General features: G+C 71.9%; 11 protein-coding genes and 1 pseudogene. 4 read left to right on the top strand and 8 right to left on the bottom strand.

Going from position 1 to position 14,456, the window contains the following annotated elements; all coding sequences use genetic code 11:
* Position 1: 1 nt before the first annotated feature.
* The 4 genes and pseudogenes from ACHMXE_RS35790 (at position 2) to ACHMXE_RS35775 (ending at position 4,883) form a co-directional block, all read left to right on the top strand.
* Positions 2-913: a MurR/RpiR family transcriptional regulator gene (locus ACHMXE_RS35790; protein ID WP_057593723.1), complete on the top strand. Its 912-nt coding sequence runs from the start codon at positions 2-4 to the stop codon at positions 911-913.
* Positions 910-2,385 (top strand): amidohydrolase family protein, encoded by a 1,476-nt coding sequence (locus ACHMXE_RS35785; RefSeq protein WP_395348612.1) that lies wholly within the window; start codon positions 910-912, stop codon positions 2,383-2,385. Before ACHMXE_RS35790 ends, ACHMXE_RS35785 begins: the two co-directional genes overlap by 4 nt.
* A 259-nt stretch (positions 2,386-2,644) precedes the next feature.
* Positions 2,645-4,210 carry a transporter associated domain-containing protein gene (locus ACHMXE_RS35780; protein WP_395352946.1) on the top strand — a complete coding sequence of 522 codons (1,566 nt, stop codon included), beginning with the start codon at positions 2,645-2,647 and terminating at the stop codon, positions 4,208-4,210.
* A 57-nt stretch (positions 4,211-4,267) separates the two neighbouring features.
* Positions 4,268-4,883: pseudogene (locus tag ACHMXE_RS35775) on the top strand (flavin reductase family protein).
* Positions 4,884-4,996: 113 nt separating this feature from the next.
* Here ACHMXE_RS35775 and ACHMXE_RS35770 read toward each other — a convergent pair.
* The 8 genes from ACHMXE_RS35770 to ACHMXE_RS35735 all read right to left on the bottom strand — a co-directional run bounded on the left by ACHMXE_RS35770 (position 4,997) and on the right by ACHMXE_RS35735 (position 14,363).
* Entirely contained in the window at positions 4,997-5,797 is an 801-nt protein-coding gene (locus ACHMXE_RS35770; protein WP_395348611.1) for a lysostaphin resistance A-like protein, read from the bottom strand.
* 73 nt (positions 5,798-5,870) lie between these two features.
* Positions 5,871-6,791 (bottom strand): cytochrome c, encoded by a 921-nt coding sequence (locus ACHMXE_RS35765; protein ID WP_057593727.1) that lies wholly within the window; start codon positions 6,789-6,791, stop codon positions 5,871-5,873.
* A 204-nt stretch (positions 6,792-6,995) separates the two neighbouring features.
* On the bottom strand, positions 6,996-7,559 hold the full coding sequence (locus ACHMXE_RS35760) for a methyltransferase family protein (RefSeq protein ID WP_395348610.1): 564 nt from the start codon (positions 7,557-7,559) through the stop codon (positions 6,996-6,998).
* A gap of 157 nt (positions 7,560-7,716) precedes the next feature.
* Positions 7,717-8,475 carry an SDR family NAD(P)-dependent oxidoreductase gene (locus tag ACHMXE_RS35755; protein WP_395348609.1) on the bottom strand — a complete coding sequence of 253 codons (759 nt, stop codon included), beginning with the start codon at positions 8,473-8,475 and terminating at the stop codon, positions 7,717-7,719.
* Positions 8,475-10,541, bottom strand: coding sequence for a phenylacetic acid degradation bifunctional protein PaaZ (paaZ, locus tag ACHMXE_RS35750; RefSeq protein WP_395348608.1), 2,067 nt, complete (start codon positions 10,539-10,541; stop codon positions 8,475-8,477). The genes ACHMXE_RS35755 and paaZ overlap by 1 nt, the downstream gene beginning before the upstream one ends.
* Before the next feature lie 140 nt (positions 10,542-10,681).
* Positions 10,682-11,425 carry an ABC transporter ATP-binding protein gene (locus ACHMXE_RS35745; protein WP_057593731.1) on the bottom strand — a complete coding sequence of 248 codons (744 nt, stop codon included), beginning with the start codon at positions 11,423-11,425 and terminating at the stop codon, positions 10,682-10,684.
* Positions 11,422-13,338 (bottom strand): ATP-binding cassette domain-containing protein, encoded by a 1,917-nt coding sequence (locus tag ACHMXE_RS35740; RefSeq protein WP_395348607.1) that lies wholly within the window; start codon positions 13,336-13,338, stop codon positions 11,422-11,424. The genes ACHMXE_RS35745 and ACHMXE_RS35740 overlap by 4 nt, the downstream gene beginning before the upstream one ends.
* Positions 13,335-14,363, bottom strand: coding sequence for a branched-chain amino acid ABC transporter permease (locus tag ACHMXE_RS35735; protein WP_209544569.1), 1,029 nt, complete (start codon positions 14,361-14,363; stop codon positions 13,335-13,337). The genes ACHMXE_RS35740 and ACHMXE_RS35735 overlap by 4 nt, the downstream gene beginning before the upstream one ends.
* Between the last annotated feature and the right edge of the window lie 93 nt (positions 14,364-14,456).

The following is a 14,456-nucleotide window of genomic DNA, read 5'->3' as shown; positions in this document are numbered from 1 at the left end:
GATGAATCCCTCGCTGCTCCAGAAGATCGCGCAGACCCGCGAGGGCGCGCCCGCCACGCGTCGCGCGATCCTCGACCTGATCCTCGAGGACCCCGACCGGGTGCTCGAGGAGAGCTTCGAATCGCTGGCCGAGCGCTCCGGCAGCTCGGTGCCGACCATCATGCGCACCTGCCGCGACCTCGGTTTCGCGGGCCTGCGCGAGTTCAAGCTCGCGCTGGCGCAGGAACTCGCGCTCGGCGGCTCGCCGCTGCACCGCCGCGTCAACATCGAGGACGCCGCCGACGAGGTGGTGTCGAAGATCGCGCGCAGCGCGGCCGCCTCGGTCTCGGGCGTGCGCGGCCAGCTCGACATGCAGGTGCTCGACGGCGCCGTCTCGGCCATCGCGGCCGCGCCGCACGTCGACCTCTACGGCGCCGGCGCCACCTCGTGGTTCATGGCCAACGACCTGCAGGCGCGGCTGTTCCGGCTCGGCCTGTCGGCCAATGCCTGGGCCGACTACCACCTGCAGCAGGTGGCCGGCGCCGCGCAGCGCCCCGGCGGCGTGGTGATCGCGATCTCGCACGTGGGCGGCATGCCCTCGCTGCTCGACGCGGTCGACATCGCGCGCGGGCAGGGCGCCAAGGTGGTCGCGCTCACGCGGCCCGGCACCGCGCTCGCGGCCAGGGCCGATTTCCTGCTCGGGCTCTCGGTGCCCGACGACGCCGTGATGCACGTGGGCATCGATGCCTACCTGACGCACCTCACCGCGATCGAGATCCTCACGGTGCTGGTCGCGCAGCGGCGCGGCGAGCCGGCGGTGCAGCGCCTGCAGCGCGCGCGCGAAGCCTTCCAGCGCCACGGCATCGACGCCACCACGCACCCGCTGCAGAGCTGGGACGGCGGCGGCATCAACGAGAAAGGACAACGGTCGTGAGCGCTCCCCAAGCCGTGCTGCTCGAAGCCGGCCTCGTGGTCGACGGCTCGGGCGGCCCCTCGTGGCCCGGCGACGTGCTGCTGCGGGGCGACCGCATCCTCGCGCTCGGCGAGGGCCTGCGCGCGCGCCTGCCCGAGGGTCTCGAACCAGCCGATGTCGAGGTCGTCGACTGCCGCGCCAAGGTCATCGCGCCGGGCTTCATCGACGCCCACACGCACGACGACGCGATCGTGCTGCGCGACCCGCTGTGCCTGCCCAAGGTGTCGCAGGGCATCACCACCGTGGTCACGGGCAACTGCGGCATCTCGCTCGCGCCCTACCGCACGCCGCAATCGAAGCCGCCGCTCACGCTGCTGGGCGCCGATTCGTTCCGCCACGCGAGCATGGCCGAGTACCGTGCCGCGGTCGACGCCACGCAGCCCGCGCTCAACGTGGCCGCGCTGGTGGGCCACACCACCCTGCGCTTCGCGGCCATGGAGGCGCTCGATCGGCCCGCCAGCGCCGACGAACTCGCGCGCATGGCGGCGCTGCTCGAGGCCTGCATGGTCGAGGGGGCGCACGGCATGTCCTCGGGCCTGTTCTATGAAGAAGCCTTCGCCGCGCCGGCCGAGGAGGTGACCGCGCTCGCGCGCGTGGTGGCGCGCCATGGCGGCGTCTACGCCACCCACCTGCGCAGCGAGATGCAGCAGATCGTCGAGGCGCTGCACGAGGCCGGCGACTCGGCCTTCGCCGCCGGCGTGCCGCTGGTGATCTCGCACCACAAGTGCGCCGGGCCCGCGAACTGGGGCCGCACCAAGGAGACGCTGCCGCTGATCGAGTCGCTCGCGCAGCGCCAGAAGATCGCGATGGACGTCTACCCCTACGTCGCCGGTTCCACCGTGCTGCGCGAGGACCTCGTCGACGGCGTGATCGACGTGCTGCTGACCTGGTCCGACCCGCATCCCGAGATGACCGGCCGGCTGGTGTCGGACATCGCGCGCGAATGGGGCGTGAGCGAGCAGGAGGCCTGCCTGCGGCTGAAGCCCGGCGGCGCCTGCTACTTCCAGATGCAGGAAGAGGACGTGGAGCGCGTGATCGCGCATCCGCTGACCATGATCGGCAGCGACGGCCTGCCGCACGACCGCCATCCGCATCCGCGGCTGTGGGGTGCGTTCCCGCGCGTGTTCGCGCGCTACTGGCGCGAGCGCCGGCTGTTCACGCTCGAGCAGGCGGTGCACAAGATGACCGGCATGAGCGCGCGCAACCTGCGCATCGCCGAGCGCGGCCTGCTGCGCGCGGGCCACATGGCCGACGTGGTGGTGTTCGATCCCGAGACCATCGCCGACACCGCCACCTATGACCGGCCCAAGGGGCTGAGCCTGGGCATCGAGCACGTGTTCGTCAACGGTGTGCTGGCCTATCGCGGCGGCGCGACGGTGGACGAGGCGCGCGTGCTGGCGCGCGCGGGGCGCATGCTGACGCGCGGGACCTGAAAGACCCCATGGCGCGGGGGTGCGCGGAGGGGCTTCTATAGACTGAAGGGGTGACAAACTCTTCCGAGCCTCCCAGTCCGTCGCTGGCCTGCGCCAGCCTCCCCGTTCCCCGCCGCCGCTTTCCGAGCGCGCTGTCCCCGCCAATGACACGGCCTCCGCCGCGTCCAACGGCCGCTTCTCCCCTCCCGATTTCCCCCTTCATCGCCCGCCATGGTTCGCGCCATGCCGGGCCGCACGCGCTCGCGCGCCACCTTCCATGATTGAACTGCTGTCCGACCCCGCCGTCTGGATCGGTCTCCTCACCCTCGTCGTGCTCGAGATCGTGCTGGGCATCGACAACCTGATCTTCATCGCGATCCTCGCGGAGAAGTTGCCGCCGCACCAGCGCGACCGCGCGCGGCTCATCGGCCTGAGCCTGGCGCTGCTGATGCGCCTGGGGCTGCTGTCCATCGTCTCGTGGCTGGTGACGCTGACCACGCCGCTGTTCAGCCTGTTCGGCCAGGGCTTCTCGGGGCGCGACCTGATCCTGCTGTTCGGCGGCCTGTTCCTGCTGTTCAAGGCCACGGCCGAGCTGCACGAGCGCATCGAGGGCGTGAGCCATGCCGTGACCGGCAGCGCGGCCTATGCGAGCTTCGGCGTGGTGGTGGCGCAGATCGTGGTGCTCGATGCGGTGTTCTCGCTCGACGCGGTGATCACCGCCGTCGGCATGGTCGACCACCTGCCGGTGATGATGGCCGCGGTGATCATCTCGATCGCGATCATGCTGTGGGCCTCGAAGCCGCTGACGCGCTTCGTCAACGCCCATCCCACGGTGGTGGTGCTGTGCCTGAGCTTCCTGCTGATGATCGGCCTGAGCCTGGTGGCCGAGGGCCTGGGCTTCCACATTCCCAAGGGCTACCTCTACGGCGCGATCGGCTTCTCGGTGCTGATCGAGGCGCTCAACCAGTGGGTGCGCCGCAACGAACTGCGCCACGAGGCGCGTCGGCCGCTGCGCGAGCGCACGGCCGAGTCGGTGATCCGCCTGCTCGGCGGCCGCACGCGCGGCGAGCCGGTACCCGTGGGCGGCGATGCGGCCGATGCCGATGCGCCCGCGGCCGAGCCCGCCTTCGGCATCGAGGAACGCAACATGGTCAGCGGCGTGCTCTCGCTGGCCGAGCGCAACGTGCGCTCGGTGATGACGCCGCGCGCCGACGTCTCCTGGGTCGACCTCGACGACGATCCCGAGGCGCTGCGCGAGCAATTGCTCGACACGCCGCACGGCATCTTCCCGGTGTGCCGCGGCTCGCTCGACCAGGTGGTGGGCGTGGCGCGCGCCAAGGACCTGCTGGGCCAGCTGCTGCGCCATGGCCGCATCGACGAGGGCCATGGCCTGCGCGCGCCGATCTACGTGGCCGAGTCGACGCGCGTGATCCGCCTGATCGACACCCTGCGCGGCGCGCGCGGCCAGCTCGCGCTGGTGGCCGACGAGCACGGCACGCTCACGGGCGTGGTCACGCCGATCGACGTGCTGGAGGCGATCGCGGGCGAGTTCCCCGACGAGGACGAGGCGCTCGAGATCCAGCAGACCGGCCCCGAGGCCTGGACCGTGGCCGGCAGCGCCGACCCGCACTTGCTCGAGCAGGCGCTGCAGACCGATGGCCTGGCGAGCGAGGACGACAGCTACACCTCGGTGGCGGGGCTGCTGCTCGATCGCTTCGGCGGCCTGCCCGCGGCCGAGGCCACCTGGGTGCACGACGGCTGGGAGTTCGTCGTCACCGGCGTGGATGCGCAGCGCATCCGTGAGGTGGCGGTGCGGCGCGTGCCCGTGGCGTTGCCCGAGGCCTGAAGCGCGCGGGGCGCCGCTTTGGTAGGCTGGCGCTCCGCTTTCAGACCCGCTCCGCGCATGACCTCCAACGCCGCTCACCGCCAGCCCGTTCCCCTCGCCAAGGCCTACCGCCTGCTCAACCACGGCCCCACGGTGCTGGTGAGCGCGGCCCACGCGGGCCGGCGCAACATCATGGCGGCGGCCTGGGCCATGCCGCTGGACTTCGATCCGCCCAAGGTGGCGGTGGTGCTCGACAAGAGCACCTGGACCCGCGTGCTGCTCGAGGGCGCGGGCAGCTTCGCGCTGCAGGTGCCGGTGCGCGCGCAGCTCGACCTGACCGAGGCGCTGGGCAGCAGCTCGGGCCGCGAGCTGGTCGAACGCGACGGCCGCGACAAGTTCGAGGCCTACGGGCTGCAGAGCTTCGCGGGCAGCGCCACCGAGGCGCCCCTGCTCGAGGGCTGCGCGGCCTGGCTCGAATGCCGGCTGTTGCCCGAGCCGCCGATCCAGCAGCGCTACGACCTGTTCCTCGGCGAGGTGATCGCGGCCCAGGCCGACGCGCGGCGTGTTCTCGAACGGCCGCTGGCACTTCGAGGGCCACGACGACCTGCGCACGCTGCACCATGTGGCGGGCGGGCACTTCATCGTCGACGGCGAGGCGGTGGACGCGAAGCCGCTGGCGCCCTTCAGCGGTTGATGCGGCAGCACCGACAGAACCGTTCTGGCTGAGCTCGGCCCGTCCTGAGCTTGTCGAAGGATCGAAGCCCGGCGCGGCGCTTCGACAAGCTCAGCGTGAACGGTTTTCGTAGATCAGCCCTCGCTGGTCCGCCCCGACGCCACCAGCAGCTGCCGCAGCACCACCCCGCCGCACAAAGCGGCCGCGCCGGCCAGCAGCACGAAGCTCAGCACGCCGGCCGGCGAGGCGTCCTCGAGCCAGCCGGCCACCAGCAGCGTGGTGCTGTTGTAGGCCGCGTGCAGCGCGATGCACGGGATCAGCGAGCGCGTGCGCTCGTAGAGCCAGCCCAGCACCGCGCCCATCGCGACGCCGACCACGAACTGGTAGATGTTCATGTGGGCCGCGCCGAACAGCAGCGCCGACATCAGGATCGCCTGCCAGCGCGGGTAGCGCTGCAGGAAGCCGCGCAGCACGATGCCGCGGAACAGCATCTCCTCGAGCAGCGGCGCCATCACGCAGACCGCCAGCACCGCCGCCACGCTGCCGTCGGCCATGCGGCTGAACATCGCCTCCTCCCAGGCCGACAGCGGCATCGCCAGCGTCAGCAGGTTGATCGCGCAGGTGATCGCCAGCATCAGCGCCGGCACCAGCAGCAGCGTGGGCGGCACCACCAGCATCAAGGTGGCGCGCATCGATGCGTGCGAGGAATGGAACAGCGCGCGCCAGCCCAGCTTCTGCCGCTGCATCACGACCGCGAACACCAGTCCGTTGCCCAGCACGGCCGACAGCACGCCGATCTGCATGCCGCTCAGGCCGAACAGCCGGTTGGCGTCGCGCAGCGCGGCGCCCACGACCAGCTCGCAGAGGAACAGGGCGAGGTAGAGCAGGACGGCCTGCGTCGCCGAGGGGAAGGCCGGGCGGTTCGGGGAGGGCATGGGCACGGGCGCTGGCGGGGAGGTGGCGCGGCATGTTAGCCGCGCGCCGCCCCGGCCCGCCTGACCGCCGCGTTCAGCCCTGGCGCGGCGCCGGCAGCTGCCGCAGGTACAGGTGCAGCGCCCGCATGTCGGTGTCGCTGATCTCGCGCAGCGACTCGAAGGGCATCACGCGCACCGGCGTGCCGTCGGGGCGCAGGCCGCTGCGGAAGAGGCGGATCATCGACTCGGCATCGGGATAGCGCGCCATCGCCGAATCCCCGCCGGGCGCGAGTCGCGAGGCCGCGGGCCAGTCGGGCGGGCCGCCCGGGACCTTGCCGCCCGCGAGCTGCGCGCCATGGCAGCCCAGGCACATGTTCGCCACGTAGGCGCCATGCGCCACGCTCACGCCCTCGGCCACCGGCTGCGCGGGCGGCAGCCGGTGATCGATCTTGGCGGCCGCGTCCTGGATCAGGCCGAAGCCGTAGAGCGCGCGCACCGGCAGCGGCATCTCGACCACGGCGGGCGTGCCCTGCACCGGCGGCAGGGCGCGGACGTGGGCCACCAGCGCGGCGAGGTCCTCGTCGGTGAGGCGGTTGTAGTCCTCGCTCGGCATGATCATCAGCGGCCGGCCCCCGGGCGCCACGCCGTGGCGGATCGCGCGCACCCAGTCCTCGGGCCGGTAGCCGGCGGTCGCGTTCGCGGCACCGGGCGCGATCTGCGGCCCGGCCACGCGCAGGCCGTTCGGCGCGTCGATGAAGCGGCGGCCGCCGCCGTTGGCGCCGTGGCAGTCGACGCAGCCGCGCGAGGCATAGAGGTAGCGCCCGCGTTCGAGCGCCGCGGTGTCGCCGCGCGGGCGCAGGGCCACCGGCTTGACCTCGATGTCGACGCGGCGTTCCATCTTGTGGCGCGCCATCAGCACGCCGCCGGCCAGCGCGGCCGCGGCGAGCAGGGCCAGCGTCAACAGCGCGAGCACGCCGCGGCGCAGCCAGCGGGCGGTGGCGCCGGGCGCGCTCATCGCGCCGCCTCCGCGCTGCGATGGCATGGCGCGCGGCGGGCGGGCTTCTTTTTCTTCTTCTCTGTCATGGGGAATCGTGGGATCGTTGGCGACGCCGGATGGGCGCGCGCCGTTCAGGCCCGAACGATAGGAGAAAGCGCCGGCCATGGGCATTGGCCGGATTGCCTATGCCCGGCGCCGGGCCGGCCGAGGCCTCGGACCTTGTCAGACCAGGAAGGGCACGAAGCGCCGGGTGCCGCGCATGTAGGCGCGGTAGGCGTCGCCGAAATGCGCGATGCATTCGCGCTCGTCGCTGAGCGCGGTCAGCACCAGCAGCACGGTGGCCGCGAGCGCCAGCGCGAGGCCGGGGCCGCCGATGTCCTTGAGGCAGGCGCCCCAGGCCAGCAGCATCAGCGCGGTGTACATCGGATGGCGGATGTAGCGGAAGGCGCCGTCGGTGACCAGCGACGCGGTCTTCTCGAAGCCGAGCAGCGCGGGATCGTCGTCGCGTGCCGCGCCGGGCCGCACCGCGGCCCGCAGCCGGCGCCAGGCATGCACCGGCAGCCAGGCCGACAGCGCCAGCAGCAGCCACGACAGCAACTGGTGCGGCGCCAGCGGATCCACGTGCCACACGGGCAGGTTCAACAGGATCAGCGCCAGCATGCACTCCCAGGCGAAGAAGCGATAGAAGCCGTGCGAGCCGCGCCGGCGCAGCGCGCCGCGCGAGACGTGCAGCAGCGCGGCCGAGACGGCGACGAAGAGGGCGATCTGGATCCAGGCGAAAGGCATGGGCCCGAATCTACACGCCGGGCCGCGGCGCCCTCACAAGGTGTGAAGAAACCGTAGCGAGCGCCCCGAGGTCGCGCCGAGGACCGCAGCCGTACTCACGTACGGTGAGGACCGCAGGTGCGAGATCGGGGCGCGCAGTAGGTTTATTCATACCTTGTCAGCCCATCGTCGAGTAGCCGCCGTCCACCGGGATCGACACGCCGGTCACGTAGTCGGCCGCGGGGCTCGCGAGGAACACGGCCGTGCCCGCGATGTCGGCCGGCCGGCCCCAGCGGCCCGCGGCCGTGCGCGCGACCACGCGTTCGTAGAGGCCCGCGACCTGGGCGCGCGCGCCATCGGTCATCTCGGTCTGGAACCAGCCCGGCAGGATCGCGTTGACCTGGATGTTGTCGGCCGCCCACGAGAGCGCGGTCGACTTGGTGAGCTGCACCACGCCGGCCTTGCTCGCGGCATAGGCGGGCGAGTAGGCGGCGCCGAAGATCGACATCATCGAGCCGACGTTGACGATCTTGCCGCCGCCCGCGCGCTGCATGTGCGGATGCGCCGCGCGGCTCACGAGGAAGGCGCTGGTGAGGTTGGTCTGGAGCACGAGGTTCCACTCGTCCAGCGTCAGCTGGTCGACCGGCTTGCGCACGGTGGTGCCGGCGTTGTTGACCAGGATGTCGAGCCGGCCGCAGCGCGCGGCCACGGCGTCGACCGCCTGCTGCACCGAGGCCTCGTCGGCCACGTCGATGGCGACCGCGAAGCTGTCGCTGCCGAGCGCCTTCAGCGTCTCGACCGCGGCGGCCGATTTCTCGGGGTTGCGCGCGGCGATCGCCACGCGCGCGCCGGCCCGCGCCAGGCCCTGGGCCATGCCGAGGCCCAGGCCGCCGTTGCCGCCGGTGACCAGCGCGACCTTGCCGCCGAGGTCGAACATCAGGCCGCCGCCGCCGCCGCCGGCACCGGCTTCTTCGCGACCAGCGTCAGGATGTCGTAGCTCGCGACCAGCTCGCCGTCCTGGTTCGTCACCTCGACGTCCCAGGCCACCACGCCCTGGCCCTGGCCGTTGGCGTCCTTGCGGTTGCGGTCGATCTTGCGCTTGCAGGTCAGGCGCGCGCGGATGGTGTCGCCGATGCCCACGGGCTTGACGAAGCGCAGCGTGTCGAGGCCGTAGTTGGCCAGCACCGGGCCCGGCGCGGGCGAGACGAACAGGCCCGCAGCCGCCGACAGCACGAAGTAGCCGTGCGCGATGCGCTTGCCGAACGGCGACTCCTTGGCCGCGATCTCGTCGAAGTGCATGTAGAAGTAGTCGCCCGACAGGCCGCCGAAGGCCACGATGTCGGCCTCGCTCACGGTACGGCGGTGCGTCAGCAGCGAGTCGCCGATCTGCAGGTCCTCGAAGTGGCTGCGGAACGGATGCACCTCGCTCTCGCGCACCTTGGCGCCGCGCACGTGCTCGCCGGTGACGGCCGCCAGCATGGTGGGCGAGCCCTGCAGCGCGGCGCGCTGCAGGTAGTGCTTGACGGCGCGCAGGCCGCCGAGCTCCTCGCCGCCGCCGGCGCGCCCCGGGCCGCCGTGCTTGAGCGGCGGCAGCGGCGAGCCGTGGCCGGTCGATTCGGCGGCGGCCTCGCGGTCGAGCACCAGCAGCCGGCCGTGCCAGGCCGCGGCCACGGGGATCGCCTTGGCGGCGGTGGCGGGATCGCGCGTGACCAGCGTGCCGACCAGGCTGCCGCGGCCGCGCGCGGCCAATGCGAGCGCCTCGTCGATGCCCTCGTAGGGCATCAGCGTGCTGACCGGGCCGAAGGCCTCGATGTCGTGCACCGCGTCGTGCTCGAGCGGCTTGCGGCTCAACAGCAGCGTGGGCGCGAAGAAGGCGCCCTCGGCCGTGCCGTCGCCCACCGGCGAGAAGCCGTCGCCGCCGCCGTACACCAGCTCGGCGCCCTTGCGCAGCTCGGCCACGCGCTCGGCCACGTCGGCCTGCTGTGCGTGCGAGGCCAGCGCGCCCATGCGCACGTCCTCGCGCGAGGGATCGCCCACCACCGTCTTGGCCAGCCGCGCGCGCAGGCGCTCGGCCACGGCGTCGAGGTGCTGGCGCGGCACGATGGCGCGGCGGATGGCGGTGCACTTCTGGCCGGCCTTCACCGTCATCTCACGCGCCACCTCCTTCACGAACAGGTCGAACTCCTCGTCGTCGGGCGTGACGTCGGGCGCGAGGATCGCGCAGTTGAGCGAGTCGGCCTCGGCGTTGAACGGGATCGACTGGCGCACCAGGTTCGGATGCACGCGCAGCTTGGCGGCGGTGTCGGCCGAGCCGGTGAAGGTCACGACGTCGGGGCCCTCGAGGCGGTCGAGCAGGTCGCCCGTGCCGCCGATGACCAGCTGCAGGCTGCCCTCGGGCAGGATGCCCGACTGCACGATCAGCCGCACCACCGCCTCGGTGAGGTAGCTGGTGGCGGTGGCCGGCTTGCCGATGCAGGGCATGCCCGCGAGGAAGCTGGGCGCGAACTTCTCGAGCAGGCCCCAGACCGGGAAGTTGAAGGCGTTGATGTGCACCGCCACGCCGCCGCGCGGCACCAGGATGTGGGTGCCCGCGAAGCCGCCCTTCTTGCCCAGCGGGAAGGCCGGGCCTTCGTGCACCAGGTTGCCCGAAGGCAGCTCGTTGCTGCCGATGCCCGCGTAGGCCGCCAGCGTGCCGGCGCCGCCCTCGATGTCGACCCAGCCGTCGGCGCGCGTCGCGCCGGTGTGGGCCGAGACGGCGTAGAGCGTTTCCTTGTTGGCGGCGATGTACTTGGCCAGCGCCTTGAGGCGTTCGGCTCGCTGCTGGAAGTCGAGCGCCATCAGCGCCGGGATGCCGACGCGGCGCGCATGGGCCAGCGCCTCGGCGAAGTCGATCGCCTCGGCGTGCGTGCTGGCGATGGCCTGGCCGTTGACGGCGCTGCGCAGCGACTGCGCGGCTTCGCGGCCGATCCAGCGGCCGGCGATGTAGCTTTGGAGGGTGGTCATGAAAGGGTCCTCGAAGTTAAAACCGTTCGGGCTGAGCTTGTCGAAGCCTTGCGCCGGCTTCGACAAGCTCAGCCCGAACGGTGATGGGGATGGATGTTCAGCAACGTGAACGGGGATGGAAGATCGCGGCGGTGCGCGCCTCAGTGCTTTTCGGCATCGCGGTTGCCGATGCCCAGGTAGGTATCGATGATCCGCTGGTCGTGCAGCAGCTCGCGCGCCGGGCCCTCGAGCGCCACGGCGCCCATCTCGAGCACGTAGGCGCGGTCGGCCACCTGCAGCGCGGCGCGTGCGTTCTGCTCCACCAGCAGCACCGACACACCGTGCTTGCGCAGTTGCGCCACCACGCGCAGCACCTCGCGCACCACCAGCGGGGCCAGGCCCAGCGAGGGTTCGTCGAGCATCAGGAGGCGCGGGCGCGCCATCAGCGCGCGACCGATGGCCAGCATCTGGCGTTCGCCGCCCGAGAGCGTGGAGGCCATCTGCGGCCGGCGTTCCTTCAGGCGCGGGAAGATCTCGAAGATCTCGTCCATGCGCGCGCGCTGGTCGCGCTTGCCCTTGCGCCACTGGTAGAAGCCGCCGAGCAGCAAGTTGTCTTCCACCGACATCTCGCCGAACAGCTCGCGCCGCTCGGGCACCAGCGCCACGCCGCGCGCGACCATGGCCTCGACGCCGGGGCGCGCGATGCGCTCGCCGTGCAGCGACAGGCTGCCGGTGGAGGGCAGGAGGCCCATCGCCGCGCACAGCAGCGTGGTCTTGCCGGCGCCGTTCGGGCCGATCACGGTGACGATCTCGCCTTCGTTCACGTGCAGGCGCACGCTGTGCACCGCCTCCACCTCGCGGTAGGCGACGCAGAAGCCGTCGAGTTGAAGCAGGGGTTGGCTCATCGCGATGCGTCCTCGAGCAGTTCGTCGTCGGCGCCGCCGAGGTAGGCCTCGAGCACGCGCGGGTTGGCCTGCACTTCGGCGGGCGAGCCGGTGGCGATCACGGTGCCGAACTCGAGCACGGTGATGCGGTCGGCGAGGTTCATCACGAACTCCATGTCGTGTTCCACCACCAGGATGCCGAGGCCTTCGGCGCGCAGCTGGCCGAGCAGCTCGGACAGCGCGCGCTTCTCGAGGTGGCGCAGGCCGGCCGCGGGCTCGTCGAGCAGCAGCACCGAGGGCTGGCCCGCGAGCGCGCGCGCGATCTCGACCACGCGTTGCTGGCCCAGCGAGAGCGAGGCCGCGGGCGTGTCGGCATGCGCGCCGAGGCCGCAGCGCTCGATCTGGCGCCGTGCCTCGGCCATCAGCGCGGCTTCCTCCGCGCGGTCCAGCCGCAGCATCGCCGAGACCCAGCCGCGTTTGGCGCGCAGGTGGGCGCCGAGCGCCACGTTCTCGATCACGCTGCGCTGGCCGAGCAGGCGCACGTGCTGGAAGGTGCGGCCCAGGCCCAGCGCGGCGAAGGCGCGCGAGGGCTGGCCCGACATCGCCTGGCCGACCAGCCGCACCTCGCCGGTGGTGGGATCGTCCACGCCCGAGATCATGTTGAAGAAGGTGCTCTTGCCGGCGCCGTTGGGGCCGATCAGCGCATGCACCTCGCCGGCCTTGAGCGTCATCGAGATGTCGTTGTTGGCGACCAGCCCGCCGAAGCGCTTGCTCACGCCGTCGGCCTGCAGCAGCAGGCTGCCGGTGGCCGGCAGCGCGCGCTGCGCGAGCTGCTCGGTGCTCGAGACGGCCGGGCCGGCGCCGGCGGCGCGCGGCAGTTCGCGCACCCAGCGGCGCGTGAGCCGCGCCAGCGTGGGCCACAGGCCGTCGGCGAAGCGCTGCAGCACGAACAGCATCAAGAGGCCGAACACCACCACCTCGAAGTTGCCGCTGGTGCCCAAGAGCGCGGGCAGGATGTCCTGCAGCTTCTCCTTCAGCAGCGTGATCAGCGTGGCGCCGAGCACCGCGCCCCAGAGATGGCCCGCGCCGCCGACCACCGCCATGAACAGCATCTCGATGCCGATGTTGAGGTTGAAGGGCGTGGGGTTCACGAAGCGCTGCATGTGGGCATAGAGCCAGCCCGAGATCGCGGCCAGCAGCGCGGCCAGCACGAACAGCTTGATGCGGTGGCGCGCGGTGTCCACGCCCATCGACTCGGCCATCAGCCGGCCGCCCTTGAGCGCGCGGATGGCGCGGCCCTCGCGCGAGTCGAGCAGGTTGTGCATGGCCCACAGCGCGAGCAGCAGCACGGCCCAGATCACCACGCCGAGCATGCGCGGCGTGGCGAAGGAGAAGCCCGCCACCACCAGTGGCGGAATGCCGGTGATGCCGGTCTGGCCGCCGAGGAACTCCATGTTGCCGAGCAGGAAGTACAGGCTCAGGCCCCAGGCGATGGTGCACAGCGGCAGGTAGTGGCCCGAGAGCTTGAGCGTGACCGCGCCGAGCGCCCAAGCCAGCGCGAAGGTCAGCACCAGCCCGAGCAGCAGGCCGAGCCAGGGCACCAGCGCGGAACCCGCGAGGCCGCCGAGCCAGCCGGCCGCGGTCGGCGAGGTGCAGATCCAGGCCGTGGCATAGGCGCCCATGCCGACGAAGGCGGCCTGGCCGAAGGAGGTCATGCCGCCGACGCCCGTCAGCAGCACCAGGCCCACGGCCACCAGCGCATAGAGGCCGATGTTGCTGAGCACGGTGACGGTGAAGGCCGGCAGCCAGCCCCAGGCCAGCGCGAGCGCGACGATGAAGACGAGCGTGAGCACGCGCGGCGTGACGAGCGGACGGCCCTCGGGCACGGCGCTGGCGGAAGAAGAAGCCACAGGGGTCGATGAAGACGGGTTCATTCCTCGTCCTCCACGTGATGGCTGCGCAGCGAACGCCACCACAGCACCGGGATGATCAAAGTGAAGACCAGCACTTCCTTGTACGCGCTGGCCCAGAAGGAGGAGAAGGCCTCGAGCAGGCCCACCAGCAGCGCGCCCGCGAGCGCCAGCGGATAGCTCGCGAGGCCGCCGACGATGGCGGCCACGAAGCCCTTGAGGCCGATCAGGAAGCCGGTGTCGTAATAGACCGTGGTGATCGGCGCGATCAACAGGCCCGAGATGGCGCCGATGACGGCCGCCAGCGCGAAGCTCAGGTCGCCCGAGAGCTCGGTGGGAATGCCCGACAGGCGCGCGCCCACGCGGTTGATGGCGGTGGCGCGCAGCGCCTTGCCGATCATCGAGCGGCCGAAGAACCAGAACATCGCGATCACCAGCACCAGCGTGACGCCGACCACCACCAGCGACTGGCCGCTGACGGGAATGCCGCCGAGGTCGAGGCGCAGCTCGGAGAACGCGCTGGTGCGCGAGCCCTCGGCGCCGAAGAAGAAGAGCCCGAGGCCGACCAGCACGCCGTGCAGCGCGACCGAGACGATCAGGAGCATCAGCACGCTGGCGTCGGCCAGCGGGCGGTAGGCGAGGCGGTAGAGCAGCGGGCCCAGCGGCGCGATCAGCACCAGCACGGTGAGCGCCTGCGCGGCCAGCGAGGTGGGCTTGAGCACCAGCACCAGCGCGGCGGCGACCGCGGGGAAGGCCACGCACCAGGTCAGCGCCGAGCGCCAGTCGACCGTGGCGCCGCGCTTCCAGCGCCAGGCCTCGACCGCCAGCACGGTCACCGCCAGCGCCAGCAGCAGCCACAGCGTGGACGGCGCGCGGCCGCCCTGCAGCGCGGCCATCGACAGCGCGCCGAAGGCGACGAACTCGCCCTGCGGGATGAAGATCACGCGCGTGACCGAAAACACCAGCACCAGCGCGAGCGCCATCAGTCCGTAGACCGCGCCGTTCACGATGCCGTCCTGCCCGAGCAGCAGGGCGATCTGCAAATCCATACGACCAACTTTCCTTCAGAAGACCAGGGGCGAAAAGAAAAACCGTGCCCCTCTTGCAGGAACACCGCGGGCCGGTGGCGCCGGCCCGCGGTG

It is taken from the genome of Variovorax sp. UC122_21 (assembly GCF_044056785.1).
Lineage (GTDB): Bacteria > Pseudomonadota > Gammaproteobacteria > Burkholderiales > Burkholderiaceae_C > Variovorax.
Note: the sequence above shows the minus strand (reverse complement) of the source record. Positions and strands in the feature narration are given on the sequence as shown.

What these genes read in the sequence shown, in the direction of transcription:
- ACHMXE_RS35740 (WP_395348607.1), bottom strand. Translation starts at nt 13,338, where the DNA reads ATGAACCCGTCTTCATCGACCCCTGTGGCTTCTTCTTCCGCCAGCGCC.
- ACHMXE_RS35770 (WP_395348611.1), bottom strand. Translation starts at nt 5,797, where the DNA reads ATGCCCTCCCCGAACCGCCCGGCCTTCCCCTCGGCGACGCAGGCCGTC.
- ACHMXE_RS35735 (WP_209544569.1), bottom strand. Translation starts at nt 14,363, where the DNA reads ATGGATTTGCAGATCGCCCTGCTGCTCGGGCAGGACGGCATCGTGAAC.
- paaZ (WP_395348608.1), bottom strand. Translation starts at nt 10,541, where the DNA reads ATGACCACCCTCCAAAGCTACATCGCCGGCCGCTGGATCGGCCGCGAA.
- ACHMXE_RS35755 (WP_395348609.1), bottom strand. Translation starts at nt 8,475, where the DNA reads ATGTTCGACCTCGGCGGCAAGGTCGCGCTGGTCACCGGCGGCAACGGC.
- ACHMXE_RS35765 (WP_057593727.1), bottom strand. Translation starts at nt 6,791, where the DNA reads ATGAGCGCGCCCGGCGCCACCGCCCGCTGGCTGCGCCGCGGCGTGCTC.
- ACHMXE_RS35790 (WP_057593723.1), top strand. Translation starts at nt 2, where the DNA reads ATGAATCCCTCGCTGCTCCAGAAGATCGCGCAGACCCGCGAGGGCGCG.
- ACHMXE_RS35760 (WP_395348610.1), bottom strand. Translation starts at nt 7,559, where the DNA reads ATGCCTTTCGCCTGGATCCAGATCGCCCTCTTCGTCGCCGTCTCGGCC.
- ACHMXE_RS35745 (WP_057593731.1), bottom strand. Translation starts at nt 11,425, where the DNA reads ATGAGCCAACCCCTGCTTCAACTCGACGGCTTCTGCGTCGCCTACCGC.